Here is a 14,755-nt window from a genome sequence, read left to right as displayed (position 1 = left end):
TCGGGTATTTCTCGGTCCATCCGGCAAGGGTTTCGGCGAGCCGGAGCCGGCCCTGTGGTCGCACAGCCGTCCGGCACGATGCTCGCTCGCTCGCGCGCCGACCGGGTCACCCTCTCGGCGGGCGTCGTGGGCGTCCGCGGCTGCGATGCGCAGCGCTTCCCGGTGACTCCGTCTCCAAGGTTCCCGGACCGGGGGAAGAGCCTGCAACCCGTGCCGTGGGCGGGCGGTCGAGGATGCCGCCGCTTCACCCCGTGGGCGACGTTCGCGACTTCGGGGCGTCGGGTTCGAGGACGGAACGGCCGCCCGCACGTTGCACCAGGTGGCCCGTGACGAGTTCGGAGGTGACTCGGAACCACACGTGTTCCGCACCATCGCCGTCCGCCTCGGGAAGCAGATGGTCCAGATGCGCGACGGCGGCGGGGTCCCGGACGCGCGAGGCGTGGCCGGTGACGGTGCCCGTCCAGCCCGTCCAGCTTGTCCAGCCCGTTCGGGCGGACCGGTCGACGTGGTCGACGTGGTCGGCCTGGAACGCGACCACCGTCTCGACCGCGGCCTTCGCGAGGGCGGAGTCGGCGGAGGCGCGGAAAACCACGCTTTCCCGGTCGAGGGCGAACGTCACCAGGTACACGGCAGGGAGAGCGCCCTCGCTGACGACGACGCGTCCCACCCGTGCGCCCGCCATCAGTTCCAACGTCTCCCGGCGGCCGAGAGGACGTTTCGTCACGGGGTATTCGCTCATCCCACCACCCTCGAACCCTGACCGGCCCCCGACCAGGGCCGAAAGGCCCTGTGTGCGGATTTACCCGTGCGCGCGCAGCTCCACCGACGTCGGGGTCGGCGCGCCGCGCGGCACCGTGTGGGCGAGCCACCGCCGGATCGGCTCGGGCGGCTTGCCCGCAGAGGGCTCACTCCGCGCGGAATCGTTTGGTTGTGGCCGATCGTGCCGCGGATCGACGGGAGGGGCGTTCCTCGGGCTGTGGTCGCGGTGCGCGCACGGCTTCCGGCTCCGGATTCCTTCGGGCGGACCGCTCGGCCCGCCGGAGGGGCCGACTCCGTACGAACCCTAGGCATCGCATTCGTGGAGCAGTAGGCCGCCGGCCACGAGTGCGGCGACGGTCCACCCGGCGGTGATGCCGAGGCCGGTCCAGGGGCCGAGGGGCAGGCTGTGCAGATCGGTGGTGGTCTGGATGGTGAGCCCGGCGCTCATCGGCGCCATCTTCTCGAGCAGACGCTGCCAGTTCGGATCGCTGACGGTCCGCGAGACGATGGGGACGATGTAGAGCAGACCGAGGACGACCCCGATGCCGGTGGCCGAGTCCCGCACGGCCGTCGCGATGCCGAAGCTCAGAAGGCCGATCAGAACCAGGTACAGGACCGTCCCGAAGACCGCGCGCAGCGTCGGTCCGTCGGCCAAGGACAGGGCCCGGTCGCCGAGGTCGGGCAGGATGAGCCGCCCGGCGAGCACCGACCCGAGGACGGCGACCGTTCCGCCGGCGGCCACGACGCCGGTGAGGGTGACGGCCTTGGCCGCGAAGACGGTGGTTCGCCGCGGCACCGCCGTCAAGGTGGTGCGGATCATGTCCGTGCCGTACTCCCCGCCGATGATCAGCACCGCCAGGACGGCGACCGGCGCCTGGCCGATGTAGACGCCCAGTAGAAGCTGTCGGTGACCGGCTCACCGCCCGGCCCGATCGGAACGGGTGGTGAGCCCTCCCGGCTGCCGCCGACCCCGGCGAGCAGGGCGAGCAGCACCATCGTCAGCGTCGCCGCCCCCACGCCGGTCACCCAGCCCCGGACCGTCCGGAACTTGGTCCACTCCGCGTGCAGCACCAGGAGGAATCCGTCCCTGCCGACCCGTTCGCCGGGCCGGCAAGGCGCACCGACGCGGGCGGTCACCGTGCTACCTCCGTGTGCGGCGCGGCGTGGTACTCGACCGCCTCGCGGGTGAGTTCCCGGTAGACGTCCTCCAGGGTGGCGCGGTGTGCCGACACCTCGGAGAACGGCACCGCGTTCTCGCTCAGCAGCCTCACGATGCGATCGGCGGGCAGGCCGGAGACGGCGACGGTGTCCCGGCCGGTGGCCGCCACGGTCGCGCCGGCATCCGCGAGCACCCCCATCGCGTGCGTGGCGGCCGTGGTTCGCAGGGCCACCCGCCCCCCCGAGGCGGCCGCGATCAGGTCGGCCACGCCGGCGTCGACGATGGCCTTGCCGCGCCCGGCCACGACGAGGTGGTCGGCGGTGCCCTGCATCTCGCCCATCAGGTGGCTGGACACCAGGACGGCGCGGCCCCGGGCGGCCGGCGACCGCAGGAGGCCGCGTATCCAGATGATGCCGTCGGGATCCATGCCGTTGAACGGCTCATCGAGCATGATGATCGGCGGGTCCCCGAGCAGGGCCGCGGCGATCCCGAGCCGCCGGCGCATACCCAGCGAGTACCCGCCGGCCGCGCGCCGCGCCGCCGACGTCCGCCTCGCACGAGTTGCGCACCCCCCTCGGCCTGCGCACCCTCCTCGAAGTCGCCCTCGCCGACCCCGACGCCGACGCCGACACCCTGCGCACGACCTGTCGGGAGGCACTCGCCCTCGGCGGATACCAGGAACGGCTCGTGCAAGCACTGCCGGCCCTGGCCACCAGCGAGCGCGGCCTCACTCGCACGGACACCGTCGACCTGGCCCACGTCGTCGAACGGGTGCCGGTCGCCCGCCGCGACCAGGCAGCAGAAGGAGGCATCGACCTCGCCGAACAGCTGGCGCCCGCGATGACGGCCGGGGAACCGAGGCTGATCGAAAGCCTCGTCGCCAACCTCGTCGACAACGCCATCCGGCGCAACCACCCGGACGGGCAGGTACGGATCACCACCGGGACCTCGGGCACTTCGGCGACCCTGACGATCGCCAACAGCGGGCCGGTCGTCCCCGACGACCAGATCCAGCGCCTCTTCCAGCCCTTCCAGAGACTGGCGCCCGACCGGCACAGCCGCCGCGACGGCCACGGTCTCGGCCTCGCCATCGTCAACGCCGTCACCCGGGCCCACCACGCCACCCTCACCGCCGACGCCCGCCCCGAAGGCGGCCTGGCCGTCACCGTCGGGTTCGCACCCCCGCCCCTGCACCCCGCCGGGGGCGGAACGGCCCCGGAGAGGCCACCGAAGCAGGGCCGGGAGACCCTGTTCGGACCGGTCGAGGCCGAACAGGGGTGAGCGCGTACTTCGGCCGCGATGGGCTGCCTGTCGTCGAGGCGGACGGCACGGCGCTCGCATCCGCCCCGGCCGGGACCTGCGGTCGAGCGCGGACGGTCGCATCCGCGGACGGGCGGCCATCGCTACCATGGCCGCCGCAATGGCCGCCTTGCCGACCGCAGGGCGGCGGATGGAAAGACCGGACGGGAGCCTGGCGTGAGCACCGCACTGATCATCGGCGACATCCAGCAGGGCATCACGAGCAACTACCCGTTCGCCGGGCGTGTCGTGCCGCCGCTCACCCAACTGCTGCCGCGGGCCCGCGCGGCCGGCGCCCTCGTGGTGTTCGTGCACTTCGCCTTGCGGTCCAACGGGGCCGACCTGCCACCGGGCAACGCACTCTTCAGGACGTTCCACGAAGCCGGGGACGCCTTCCACGAGGGATCGTCCGGCACCGAGATAGCCCTGCCGGTAGCCGACGAGGACGTCGTCGTGACGAAGCGGCGTGCCAGCGCTTTCGCCGGCACGGATCTCGACATCGTGCTCCGCGCGAAGGGCGTCCGCACTCTCGCGATCGCCGGAGTCGCGACCAGCGCCATGGTGGCTGCGACGTGCTACGACGCGGCGGACCGTGACTACCGCGTGACCGTGCTGCGTGACGGTTGCGCCGACGGTGATACGGCGATGCACGACTTCTTCATGGATGCCGTCTTCCCGAGCCGCGGATTCGAGGTCGTGGCCTGCGCCGATTGGCCCGCAGAGCAAAGTTGATCCCGGTCACGGCCATTCGCCGACGGCGGCGACGGTGACGGTGCCGATGCCGGTGGCTTCGAATCGGACGGCGAACCCGTCATACCCGATCGTCACGGCAAGGTTCCTTGCAGACGGTCGATACCCGCATTCGACCGCGTGACGGTTCCGGCAATCCCGTCCTCGCGGTCGAATGCGGTTGGCCGGCCCCCCTGCGGCCACGGTTGCGTCGGCGCCCGGCAGCGGCTGAGGGGGCCCGGATAAGTTGACCTCCGTGCTGCACGGACGATCACCCCACACCGCCGCCCTCGATGCCCTGCTCTGCGACGCCGCCCGAGGGCAGGGAGGCGCGATCGTGCTGGTCGGCGACATCGGCACCGGGAAGAGCGCGCTGCTGGACGCCGCCGCCGAGGCCGGGGCGCGTTTGCGCATCCTGCGCGGTGCCGGCGTCGAGTCGGAGGCCCGGCTACCGTACGCGGGCCTCCACGTCGTGCTCCGCGAGGCCCTGCACCTGGCCGGCCGGCTACCCCGGCATCAGGCCGACGCGCTCCACCACGCCGTCCACGGAACCACCGCGGACCCGGCCGTCCCCGGCGACTACGACCGGTTCCTCGTGGGCGCCGCCGTGCTCAGTCTGCTCGGCGAACTCGCCGACGAGCAGCCGCTGCTCGTACTCGTCGACGACGCCCACTGGCTCGATCAGGAGAGTGCCGACGCCCTGCTGTTCGCCGCCCGCCGGCTCGCGGCCGAGCCCGTCGCGATCGTCTTCGCCGCGCGCGACGGGTCGGCCGACTTCGACGCGCCCGGGCTGCCCGTGCACCGTCTGGAGCCGCTCGGCGACGACGCCGGCAGCGCGCTGCTCGACCAGCACGCCCCCGGCCTCACGCCGGCCGTGCGCCGCCGGCTGCTTGGCCAAGCCGCCGGGAACCCGCTCGCCCTCGTCGAACTCGCCGCCGCACTCACGCCGGGCCTGCGCGCCGGAGCGGACCTGCTGGACGACCACGAGATCGCCGTGCTGCCCGCGTCCTGGCGCGTCCGACGCCTGTACGACGAACGCATCGGGACCCTTCCCACCGCCACCCGCACGCTCCTGACGCTCGCCGCGGCCGACGACACCGGCGACCCCGCCCTCGTGCTGCGCGCGGGACGCGAACTGGGCGCCGCGCCCGGCGATCTCGAGCCCGCCGAACACGCGGGACTGATCCACCTCACCCCCACCCGGCTCGCCTTCCGCCACCCGCTCGCCCGCGCCGCCGCCTATCACGGCGCCACGCTCGTGCAACGGAACGCGGCCCACCGAGCGCTCGCCGCGGCCCTGCCCGAGACCGACCGCGCCCGACAGACCTGGCACCTGGCCACCGCCACGGTCGGCCACGACGCCTCCGTGGCCGACCGACTCGAGGCGACGGCCGAACATTTCCGAGCCCAAGGCGGGCGGGCGACGGTGGCCACCGCGTACCGGCGAGCCGCCCAACTCACCCCGGACCCGCAGATCCGCGCGCACCGGCTCACCCTGGCCGCACTCGCCGCCTCCGAAGCGGGCCGCCCCGAGACGGCCGCCGCGCTCGCCGAGGCCGCGGCGCCGCACACCCGCGATCCGGCGGCGACCGCCAGACTCGCATCCATCCGTGCCACCGTCGAACACGCCGCCGGACACCCCGACGCCGCCCGCCTGATCCTCGTCGAGGCCGCGCGCACCACCGCACCGCACGACCCGGACACCGCCGCCGGGATCCTCTTCGAGGCCGTCGCCGCCGCCTGGGACACCCCGGATCCGGCCACCGCCACCACCGGCATCCTGGACACCCTCGCGGGCCTCGACTTCGGCGACAGCCCTCCCCGCACCGGGGCCCTCGCCCTCCACCACCTCGCCACCGGAAACCCCGAGGCCGGCCACCCCCTCCTGCGCCGCTTCACGGACGGCATGCGGACCGTCCGCGACACCCGCCCGCTCGCGGACGAAACCCGCCTGCAGGGCTGGGACATGCTCCTCGGCGGCTACCGGGCCGTGCACGATCAGACCCAGATTCTCGAACGGCAGGCCCGCGAGCAGGGCGCGGCCGGCATCCTGCCCATGCTGCTGCTCCGTCTCGCCCGTTGCCGCCTGTTCCTCGGCCGCCACCAGCACGCTCACAGCACCGCCGTCGAGGGCCTGGACATCGCCCGAAGCACCGCCAATCACCACCACGAGGCGATGCTCCACGGCGTCCTCGCCGTCCTCGCGGCCATCGACGGCGATGAGAGGGCACACCACGCCGCCGTCCGGCACGCCGCCGTCCACCAGGTCGGCGCGGCTGGCGTGCCCGCCGTCTGGACCGCCTGCGCGGAAGCCCTCCTCGACCTCGGCCGAGGCCGCCACGAAACCGCGCTGACCCGTCTCACCGAGATAGCCGACGGCCCCCGCGCCCATGTCGTCGTCGCCATCCACAGCCTCGCCGACCACGTCGAAGCCGCCGCCCGCCTCGGCCGGCCCGACGAAGCCCGGCGCACCGCCGAGCGGTTCACCACCTGGGCGCACAGCACCCGCACCCCCTGGGCGCACGCCATCGCACTGCGCTGCCAGGCACTCCTCGCCGCCGACGACAGCGCGGGCGACCTCTACCGATCAGCCCTCGAAACCCACCGCGGCGACGGCCGGCCCTTCGAACACGCCCGCACGGAACTGCTCTACGGCGAATGGCTCCGCCGCAATCGGCAGCGCGCCGCCGCACGCACCCACCTCACGGCCGCCCACACCGCCTTCAAGGCGCTCCGGGCCACCCCGTGGCGAAACCGCGCCGCCGCCGAACTCCGCGCCGTCGGCGCCCCTCCCGCCACCACGGCCGACACCGGCGGGCACACCGACCCCACCGCGCGGCTCACCCCACAGGAGCTGCAGGTCGCCCGCCTGGCCGCCACCGGGCTCAGCAACCGCGACATCGGTGCCCGCCTGTTCCTCAGCCCACGCACCGTCGGCTACCACCTCTCCAACGCCTATCCCAAGCTCGGCATCACCTCCCGTGCCGCACTGGGCACCCTCGACCTGCCGGCCGACTGACGCCGCCTCCTCGACGACACAACGCCCGGGGGCACCGGGCGGGCCCCGGCAACCCCGTAACCCACCCCGGTCATTCGACGGATCCGCCGCACCTTCGCACGACCTAGCCTCGTCCTCGCAACGCCGATCAGCACCCGATCGGCCCACGGACCACACGCACCAGGGGCACACCATGAAGGTCCTCGTCCTCGGCTCCACCGGCTACATCGGCACCGCCGTCACCCGCCGCCTCATCGACGACGGCCACACCGTCGTCCCGTTCCTCAAGACCGGCACGGCTCCGCCCGAACCCGGCCTCGACGTGCGCTTCGGCGACCTCACCGACCCGGACAGCCTTCGTACCGCGGTGACCGACGACATCGACGCCGTCGTGAACCTGGCAACCCCCACCGGCGACGAACAGGCCGACACCGCCGCCATCGACGCCCTCACCGCACCGCTCCGCGGCACCGGTCGCGCCTTCCTCTACACCAGCGGCATCTGGGTGCTCGGCGCCACCGGCGACCGCCCCGCCACCGAGGACGCCCCCACCAACGCGATCGACATCGTCGGCTACCGCCCCCGCATCGAGCAGCAGGTCCTGGACGCCGCCCGCCACGACATCCGCACCAGCGTCGTCCGGCCCGGCATCGCCTACGGCCACGGCGGCGGCATCCCCGCCCTCATGCTCGCGTGGGCCAAGGAGCACGGCACCGGCCGCTACGTGGGCACGCCCGGCACCCGCTGGCCGATGGTCCACGTCGACGACCTCGCCACCCTGTACGGCCTCGTCCTCACGAAAGCCGACGCCGGCACCCTCTGGCACGGCGTTGCCGTCGACTCCGTCGCCACCCCGGCACTCGCCGCCGCCGCCGACTTCGCAGCGGGCGGCGTCGGCCGCGCCGAACCCTGGCCGCTCGAACAGGCCGCCGACACCCTCGGCCTCCCGTTCGCCCAGGCCCTCGCGCTCGACCAGACCGTCTCCGGCGACCGCGCCGTCCGCCTGCTCGGCTGGCAGCCCGCCCAGGCCCACCCGACCACCGACCTCATCGCCGGCTCCGATGCCTGACACCGAACGTGCACCCGCCGCCGGGCCGGGCCGGCGCACCTATCCCGGCGCCCACCTCCCGATCTGCGCCACCTGCGGCACCCAGTACGCCGGCCCCAGCCCCGACTGCCCCGTCTGCCAGGACGAACGCCAGTACGTCCCCGCCGGCGGCCAGCAGTGGACCACACTCGCCGAGCTGCAAGCCGCAGGCCACACCGCGAAGTTCGCCGAACAAGGCCCCAACGTCCTCGGTATCGGCACCACGGAGGGCATCGCCATCGGGCAACGCGCACTCCTGCTGCGCACCACCGCCGGCAACATCCTCTGGGACTGCCTGCCCTACCTCGACGACCGCATGGCGGACGCCATCGCCGACCTCGGCGGCATCACCGCCATCGCCATCAGCCACCCCCACTTCTACTCCGCGATGGTCGAATGGGCGCACGCGTTCGACGCACCCGTCCACCTCCACGCATCGGATCGCTCCTGGGTCGAGCGCCCCGACCCGGCACTTCGCTTCTGGTCCGGCGAGACCCACCGGTTGACCGACGAGGTCACGCTGATCAACCCGAGGATCCACTTCCCGGGAAGCACCGTCCTGCACTGGAGCGCGGACGACGGAGCGCTCTTCTCCGGCGACGTCCTCAACGTCTGCCCGGACTCCCGCTGGATCAGCGTCATGCACAGCTACGCCAACCACATACCCGAACACCCCGACGCCGTCCGCCACGCCGCCGAAATCCTCGGCCGCTACCGCTTCGAACGCATCTACGGCGCCTGGTGGGACCGCGTCGTACCCGCCGACGGCAACGCGGTCGTGCGCCGCTCCCTCGACCGCTACCTCGCCTGGGAGGGCGCCACGACGGACCGGACCGACTGACCACTCGCCACGGCGGGGCCGCTCCCGGCCTCGCCACGGCCGGCCGCGACGGGCACAGCCTGTTGCCCGATGCCGTGACCGGGACGCGGAACCGTTCCCGGTCACGGCATCGGCGGTTGCGGGGACAGGCCGAGCACGTGGATCCGGCGGCGCAGTATCGAGGTTTGTACCAGGCACCTGCTGCGCGACCCGGGAGTGGCCTCGGGCGGCGCGCAGACCTGGGACTTCATCCTCTTCGGCCGCTCCGACGACTGCTGCGGGAGTCTGCGCCCGAGCGGTGATGCGGGCCGCCGTCCGCGTGTTCAGCGCGCGGTCATGCGATCTTGGTTCGATTATTCGGACGGCACGGCGTACTCGTGGATATTGCCGGCGAAGTCGAAGACCACCGCGGTCTCGTCGCCGACAACCCATGCGTCGTGGCCGGGATCGCAGACGAAGACATCGCCTGCGCGGAGGTCCCTCTCCTCACCGTCGTCCATGCGGATGTGCAGGTGCCCTTGGGCGACATAGCCGTTGTGGTGGAACTGGCAGCTCTCGGTTCCCGCGATGGGCGCGACGTCCTGAGACCATCGCCAACCCGCCTCGAACCGGGCAACGCCGAAATCGACGCCTTCCAAGCTGACCACGTCGAGGTGGCCGTGCGGCATGTCGCGACTCTCGTCGGCTTCGTTGATCGAACGCACAGCGAGCATTGTGGATCATCTCCTTCGGAGGTCACCACTTCCATCCTGCGCTCGACGGGACGGGAAAGCCAATGAAGTCCCGGATCCGCAACTCGGCGCGGCCGGACGAGTGAATGCCGATGGCGACGCGGACCGGCAGGGCCGGAATGCTCGGGCCGGAAGCGGCCCCGGGGCGTGGCGCTTCGGAGCCGTTGTGTGGCTGAGCCGGCGTCTCGGGCGCGCTCGGCCTCGGCTCGTGCCGACGGACCCTCGCGGGCTCGGTCCTCGGCCGCTGCGAGTCGTGGGTTTCGCCGCACGAAACCGCCGGCGGCGGAGGGGTCAGGCGGTGCCGTGCGGAGGCGGCGAGGTGGCTTGGGCGAGGAGGCCGTCGACGAGGGCGCGCAGTCCGTCGGGGTAGGTGTCGCGGGCGGCGAGTGGTCCCCACCGGTGGCCGATGGCGGCGAGGTGCGGGACCCGTGCGGCGTCGAAGGCGTCGCGGAGGGCGGGTGGTTCGGTGTCGGGCCGGGCGCGGGCGGAGCGGGCGCGGACGAGGATCTCGCCGACGGTGTAGTACCAGATGGCGCGGAAGACGTCGACGGATTGTGCGGGTGTGCAGCCGTGGTCGTGGGCTCCGGCGAGGATGGCTTCGACGGCCCACAGGGCGAACTCGTCGAGGCGGCCGATGAAGCCGTCCACGGTGAGGACCTCGGCGGCCCAGGGCCAGGCGGCGAGGGCGTCGTGGATGGTGAGGGCGGCTGTGACGATGCGGTCGCGGGGGTCGTCGGGCAGGTGGGGGTGTTCGATCTGTTCGAGGTAGTGGTTGAGCAGGAGGAGTAGGAGGTCCTCCTTGTCCCGGATGTGGTGGTAGAGGGTGGTCGTGCCGACGCCGAGTTCGCCGGCGAGTCGGCGAATGGTCAGTTTCTCCCAGCCGTCCCGGTCGATGAGCCGCCGGGCCGCCCACAGGATCTGCGCGCGAGAGGTCACGGGCGGGCGACCGGTGCGACCGCGCGACGCGGACGTCGGGCTCGATGCGGACGGTACGGGCCGTGCCGAGTGCGCGGGTGGTGCGGGCTCTGCGGGCCGCGCGGAGTGAGCGGGCGGTACGGGCTGTGCGGGCGGTCGGGACATCGTTCCATCATGCCGCCATGCGCTCTTGCGTCCGGCGACCCGCGCGGCGGCGCTCCCTTCGTGGTCGACAGCGGATGGCCCCGATGCTACTTTCGGAACGTGTTCGTAAAGTCGTCGAGCGGCCTCGGGGACGGGAGTCCGCGAAGACGACGGAGACGGGAGAGCGATGAACACCACCGACGTCGCCCAGGCGAAGCCACAGTCCGCACCACCACCGGCGCCGGTGCCCGCACCGGAGGCCGATGCTGCGACGGGAAAGAGCCTGGCCCGGCTGCTGCGCCCCTACGGATGGAGTTTCGCCGCCGTTGTCGTCCTCCAGGTGATCGGCGCGCTCGCGGGTCTGGCGCCGCTGCTGGCGGTCGTCGAATTGGGCCGCGCCCTGTTGTCGCCGGGCCCCACCGACCACGACCACGTCCGGATCGTGGTGATCGCGGGTGCGGTCGGTCTGCTGGTCCGACTGGTGTTCACCGCCGCGTCGTCGGGAATCGGGCACATCCTCGACAGTCGGGTGCAATTGATGTTCCGCCGCGAACTGGCCGCGCAGCTGGGGCGGATACCGATCGGCTGGTTCTCCCGGCGCCGAACCGGCGAGCCGGCCAAGGTGGTGGGGGAGGACGTGAGTGCCGTGCACCCGTTCATCGCCCACACTCCCGGCGAACTCGTCTCCGCGTTCGTGGTGCCGCTCGCGTCGCTGATCTACCTGTTCACCATCGACTGGCGGCTCACGCTGATCACGCTGATACCGGTGGTCTCGGCCGTGGCGCTGGTACCGCTGATGATGCTGCCGACCCGGCTGCGCGAGCAGAAGGAGTTCGACGCGGCCATGGGGCGGATATCGAGTTCCGCGATCGAGTTCGTCCAGGGGATCTCGGTGGTCAAGGCCTTCGGCGGTTCCGGGCGCGCGCATCGTAGATTCCGCACCGCCGCGGACGATTTCGTCGACATCTTCAGCCGCTGGGTGAACGGGCTCTCCAGGATCGCCGCGTGCATGCAACTGGTGCTGTCCCCGCCGTTCGTGTTGCTGGTCGTGCTGATCGGCGGCGCGACGCTGATCACCAACGGCGACCTGGCCCCGGCCGACCTGCTGCCCTTCCTGCTGCTCGGCCTGGGCTTGACCGCTCCGGTGGCGGCCCTCGGCCACGGCTTCGACAACATCCAGGCCGCCGGGCGCGCGGTCGGCCGGATCCGGGACGTGCTCGACGTGCCGTCGCTGCCGGAGCCCGCGCACCCGGTCGAACCGCAGGGCCACCGGGTGGAACTGCGTGACGTTCGCTTCGCCTACGAAGCCGATCACGAAGTACTGCGCGGGATCGACCTGGTGCTCGAACCGGGGACGGTCACCGCGATCGTCGGGCCATCGGGAAGTGGAAAGTCCACGCTGGTCCAGTTGTTGCCCAGATTCTTCGACCCGACCCATGGTTCGGTCGTCGTGGGCGGTGTCGATCTGCGCGAGCTCGGCAGCCGGGCGCTGTACCGGATGGTCTCCTTCGTCTTCCAGGACGTTCGCCTGTTGCGCGCATCGGTCGCGGAGAACATCGCACTCGCGGTACCGCAGGCCGACTTCGACGACGTGGTGCGCGCCGCCCGACTCGCCAACATTCACGAGCGCATCCTCGAACTGCCGCGTGGCTACGAGTCGGTGATCGGCGAGGACGCCGGACTGTCGGGTGGCGAGGCGCAGCGGATCGCGATCGCCCGCGCACTGCTGGCCGATACGCCGGTGCTGGTGCTGGACGAGGCGACCGCCTTCGCCGACCCGCAGACCGAACAGGCGGTGCGCCGAGCTCTGGCCACGCTGGGGGGCGACCGGATCATGCTGGTGATCGCACATCGCCTGGAGACGATCGCGGACGCCGACACGGTCGTGATGATGGAGAACGGGTCGATCGTCGAACGCGGCGCACCCGACGAACTGCTGGCCCGGGACGGGAAGTTCGTCGCCTTCTGGCACACCCACCGGTCGGCGGCCGCGGACGGGACCGCAACCCGGGCCGACGTACCGCAAGGAGACGAGTCCCGATGATCCGATTGCTGCTGCGGGTGCTGGGGCGCGAGTACGCCCGGCCGTTGCGCCGCACCATGGCTCTGATGACGACGGCCGCGGTGGCCGAGGGTCTGTCGTACGCCTTGCTGGTTCCGGTGTTGCGGGAGCTGTTCGGGAGCACGCCCGATGATGCCTGGCCCTGGCTGATCGCGTTCGGAGTCGCGGTCGTGGTCTACGCGGTGCTGCGCTACCTCGGCGACCTGTCCGGATTCCGCATCGGGACCACGCTGTTGCGAGGGACGTACCACCGTCTCGGCGACCACCTGTCCCGATTGCCCATCGGCTGGTACAGCGCGAACCGCCTCGGAGAGGTGTCCGCCCTGGCCAGTCGCGGCGTCCTGCAGGCGGTGAGCGTGATCGTGCACCTGCTGGCACCACTCGTCTCCGCCTGCGTGACGCCGCTGACGATCGTGCTCGTGATGCTCGCCTTCAACTGGCAGCTGGGACTGGCCGCGTTGGCCGCCGCACCGGTCGTGGTGGTGATCCAGATCCGGACGGCACGCTCGATGGCCGCCACCGACGCCGAGCGCGTCGAACGCGATCACGAGGCCACCGGGCGGGTCATCGAGTACCTCCAGGCACAGCCCGTGTTGCGAGCCGGCGGCCGGACCGTCGAACGGTTCCGGCTGCTCGACGACGCGCTGCGGGAAGTCCAGCGCACTTCCCGCCGTTCCGCCCTTTCCGCGCTGCCCGGCGTGGTGGGTCTGACCCTCGCGGTACAGGCGATGTTCACCGTGCTGTTGGTTCTGGGCGCACACCTCGCGCTCGCCGGGGACGTCGGCGCGGCCGAGGTCCTGACCATCCTGGTGCTGGCCGCCCGCTGCGCGGATCCGCTGCTGTCGCTGTCCGATCTCGCCGGCGGACTCCGCGGTGCGCGTGCGGTGTTGGCGGGGCTGGACGCGGTACTGAGCGCCGAGCCGCTGCCGGAGGCCGCCGAGCCGATCCAACCGAAGGGCCACGGCCTGGAGTTCGCATCCGTCACCTTCCGGCACGGCGATCGTACGGTGCTCGACGACGTGTCGTTGTCCGTCCCGGAGGGGCAGCGGTTGGCCGTCGTCGGACCGTCGGGCGCGGGCAAGAGCACACTTCTCCAGTTGCTCGCCCGGTTCCACGACGTGGACGCGGGCGCGGTGCGGGTGGGGGGTGTGGACGTGCGCGCGATCGACCCGCAGGTGTTGATGGCGCGGATCGCCATCGTCTTCCAGGACGTCTACCTCTTCGACGGCACGATCGAGGAGAACGTGCGTCTGGGCCGCCCCGACGCCGACGAGGCCGAGGTGCGCGCGGCAGCGAGCGCTGCCCGGCTGGACGAGGTGATCGAGCGACTGCCCGGCGGCTGGGCGACCCATGTCGGCGAGGGCGGCGCACGCCTGTCCGGCGGTGAGCGCCAGCGTGTCTCGATCGCGCGAGCACTGCTCAAGAACGCGCCCATCGTGCTGCTGGACGAGGTGACCTCCGCGCTGGACCCGGTGAACGAGGCGGCCGTGCACGACGGCATCGAGCGCCTGATGGCGGGCCGGACGGTGGTGATGGTGGCGCACCGGATGCGCACCGTGCAACGCGCCGATCGCATCGCCTTCCTGGAGCGGGGTCGGATCGTCGAAGCCGGCAACAACGACGAATTGTTGCGCCTCGGCGGCCGGTATGCCGACTTCCGGAATATTTCCCTGGCTCCCGCGGCGACCGGGTCGGCTGCCGCCGCCGAGAGGTGAATTCCCCCGGCTGTAGGTCGAGTTCGGTCTCGGACACGCGCCGACGACCCTTGCTCTGCTGCTTCCGGACGCACACGAACGGGGAGCATCGGGACGTCGAACGGACCTCGGAGGAACTGCGGGAACGGGCCCCGGACCCGGAAGGGTCGGTCGCCGACCCGGAGCCGGTCGCCCGCGCCCGCCCGCCCGCTGCCCGAGCAGTCGGTCCTCGGCGGGCCCGACCGACTCGGCCGAGGGTGCCGACACGCCGCGCCGCGCGACTGGTATGTTGCCGGGCAGTGATTGGCAAGACCTGGGAGAGCGGCGTGGGAACAGAAGACGACATCTCCGGCTGATA

13 protein-coding genes and 1 pseudogene are annotated in these 14,755 nt (G+C 72.2%); 7 read left to right on the top strand and 7 right to left on the bottom strand.

What is annotated here, in order from left to right; genetic code table 11:
• Nucleotides 1-244: 244 nt before the first annotated feature.
• From ACZOOI_RS00565 to ACZOOI_RS00550, 4 genes and pseudogenes are all read right to left on the bottom strand, one after another.
• A complete protein-coding gene (locus ACZOOI_RS00565) occupies nucleotides 245-739 on the bottom strand; it encodes a pyridoxamine 5'-phosphate oxidase family protein (protein WP_465278853.1) in 495 nt (164 codons plus the stop codon).
• Between the two features lie 324 nt (nucleotides 740-1,063).
• Entirely contained in the window at nucleotides 1,064-1,579 is a 516-nt protein-coding gene (locus tag ACZOOI_RS00560) for a hypothetical protein (RefSeq protein WP_465278852.1), read from the bottom strand.
• Between the two features lie 26 nt (nucleotides 1,580-1,605).
• Nucleotides 1,606-1,896: a hypothetical protein gene (locus tag ACZOOI_RS00555; RefSeq protein ID WP_465278851.1), complete on the bottom strand. Its 291-nt coding sequence runs from the start codon at nucleotides 1,894-1,896 to the stop codon at nucleotides 1,606-1,608.
• Nucleotides 1,893-2,462 (bottom strand): annotated as a pseudogene (locus tag ACZOOI_RS00550) (AAA family ATPase); the annotation flags it as partial. The pseudogene ACZOOI_RS00550 and the gene ACZOOI_RS00555, both read right to left, overlap by 4 nt.
• A 17-nt stretch (nucleotides 2,463-2,479) precedes the next feature.
• On the opposite strand from ACZOOI_RS00550, the gene ACZOOI_RS00545 reads away from it, so the two are divergent.
• The 5 genes from ACZOOI_RS00545 (at nucleotide 2,480) to ACZOOI_RS00525 (ending at nucleotide 8,872) form a co-directional block, all read left to right on the top strand.
• A complete protein-coding gene (locus ACZOOI_RS00545; RefSeq protein ID WP_465278850.1) occupies nucleotides 2,480-3,199 on the top strand; it encodes a sensor histidine kinase in 720 nt (239 codons plus the stop codon).
• A 195-nt stretch (nucleotides 3,200-3,394) separates the two neighbouring features.
• Nucleotides 3,395-3,949, top strand: a complete 555-nt coding sequence (locus tag ACZOOI_RS00540) for a cysteine hydrolase family protein (RefSeq protein WP_465278849.1) — start codon at nucleotides 3,395-3,397, stop codon at nucleotides 3,947-3,949.
• Between the two features lie 253 nt (nucleotides 3,950-4,202).
• Nucleotides 4,203-6,965 (top strand): AAA family ATPase, encoded by a 2,763-nt coding sequence (locus ACZOOI_RS00535; RefSeq protein ID WP_465278848.1) that lies wholly within the window; start codon nucleotides 4,203-4,205, stop codon nucleotides 6,963-6,965.
• A 172-nt stretch (nucleotides 6,966-7,137) separates the two neighbouring features.
• Nucleotides 7,138-8,013 (top strand): NAD-dependent epimerase/dehydratase family protein, encoded by an 876-nt coding sequence (locus ACZOOI_RS00530; RefSeq protein WP_465278847.1) that lies wholly within the window; start codon nucleotides 7,138-7,140, stop codon nucleotides 8,011-8,013.
• A complete protein-coding gene (locus tag ACZOOI_RS00525) occupies nucleotides 8,006-8,872 on the top strand; it encodes an MBL fold metallo-hydrolase (RefSeq protein WP_465278846.1) in 867 nt (288 codons plus the stop codon). The genes ACZOOI_RS00530 and ACZOOI_RS00525 overlap by 8 nt, the downstream gene beginning before the upstream one ends.
• A gap of 101 nt (nucleotides 8,873-8,973) precedes the next feature.
• Here ACZOOI_RS00525 and ACZOOI_RS00520 read toward each other — a convergent pair whose 3' ends face one another.
• From ACZOOI_RS00520 to ACZOOI_RS00510, 3 genes are all read right to left on the bottom strand, one after another.
• On the bottom strand, nucleotides 8,974-9,102 hold the full coding sequence (locus ACZOOI_RS00520) for a hypothetical protein (RefSeq protein WP_465278845.1): 129 nt from the start codon (nucleotides 9,100-9,102) through the stop codon (nucleotides 8,974-8,976).
• A 102-nt stretch (nucleotides 9,103-9,204) separates the two neighbouring features.
• On the bottom strand, nucleotides 9,205-9,564 hold the full coding sequence (locus tag ACZOOI_RS00515) for a cupin domain-containing protein (RefSeq protein ID WP_465278844.1): 360 nt from the start codon (nucleotides 9,562-9,564) through the stop codon (nucleotides 9,205-9,207).
• Nucleotides 9,565-9,873: 309 nt separating this feature from the next.
• Complete coding sequence (locus tag ACZOOI_RS00510; protein WP_465278843.1) at nucleotides 9,874-10,518, bottom strand: TetR/AcrR family transcriptional regulator; 645 nt, start codon at nucleotides 10,516-10,518, stop codon at nucleotides 9,874-9,876.
• Between the two features lie 406 nt (nucleotides 10,519-10,924).
• Here ACZOOI_RS00510 and ACZOOI_RS00505 point away from each other — a divergent pair, with 406 nt between their 5' ends.
• Both ACZOOI_RS00505 and ACZOOI_RS00500 read left to right on the top strand, forming a co-directional pair.
• Complete coding sequence (locus ACZOOI_RS00505; protein WP_465281323.1) at nucleotides 10,925-12,685, top strand: ABC transporter ATP-binding protein; 1,761 nt, start codon at nucleotides 10,925-10,927, stop codon at nucleotides 12,683-12,685.
• Nucleotides 12,682-14,418, top strand: a complete 1,737-nt coding sequence (locus tag ACZOOI_RS00500; RefSeq protein ID WP_465278842.1) for an ABC transporter ATP-binding protein — start codon at nucleotides 12,682-12,684, stop codon at nucleotides 14,416-14,418. The genes ACZOOI_RS00505 and ACZOOI_RS00500 overlap by 4 nt, the downstream gene beginning before the upstream one ends.
• The last annotated feature ends 337 nt before the right edge of the window (nucleotides 14,419-14,755 follow it).

The organism is Embleya sp. L77 (assembly GCF_055557415.1).
The sequence above is the reverse complement of the archived record's forward strand: the minus strand, read 5'-3'. Positions and strand labels throughout refer to the sequence as shown.

What these genes read in the sequence shown, in the direction of transcription:
- ACZOOI_RS00565 (WP_465278853.1), bottom strand. Translation starts at nt 739, where the DNA reads ATGAGCGAATACCCCGTGACGAAACGTCCTCTCGGCCGCCGGGAGACG.
- ACZOOI_RS00560 (WP_465278852.1), bottom strand. Translation starts at nt 1,579, where the DNA reads ATGATCCGCACCACCTTGACGGCGGTGCCGCGGCGAACCACCGTCTTC.
- ACZOOI_RS00530 (WP_465278847.1), top strand. Translation starts at nt 7,138, where the DNA reads ATGAAGGTCCTCGTCCTCGGCTCCACCGGCTACATCGGCACCGCCGTC.
- ACZOOI_RS00525 (WP_465278846.1), top strand. Translation starts at nt 8,006, where the DNA reads ATGCCTGACACCGAACGTGCACCCGCCGCCGGGCCGGGCCGGCGCACC.
- ACZOOI_RS00520 (WP_465278845.1), bottom strand. Translation starts at nt 9,102, where the DNA reads ATGAAGTCCCAGGTCTGCGCGCCGCCCGAGGCCACTCCCGGGTCGCGC.
- ACZOOI_RS00515 (WP_465278844.1), bottom strand. Translation starts at nt 9,564, where the DNA reads ATGCTCGCTGTGCGTTCGATCAACGAAGCCGACGAGAGTCGCGACATG.
- ACZOOI_RS00500 (WP_465278842.1), top strand. Translation starts at nt 12,682, where the DNA reads ATGATCCGATTGCTGCTGCGGGTGCTGGGGCGCGAGTACGCCCGGCCG.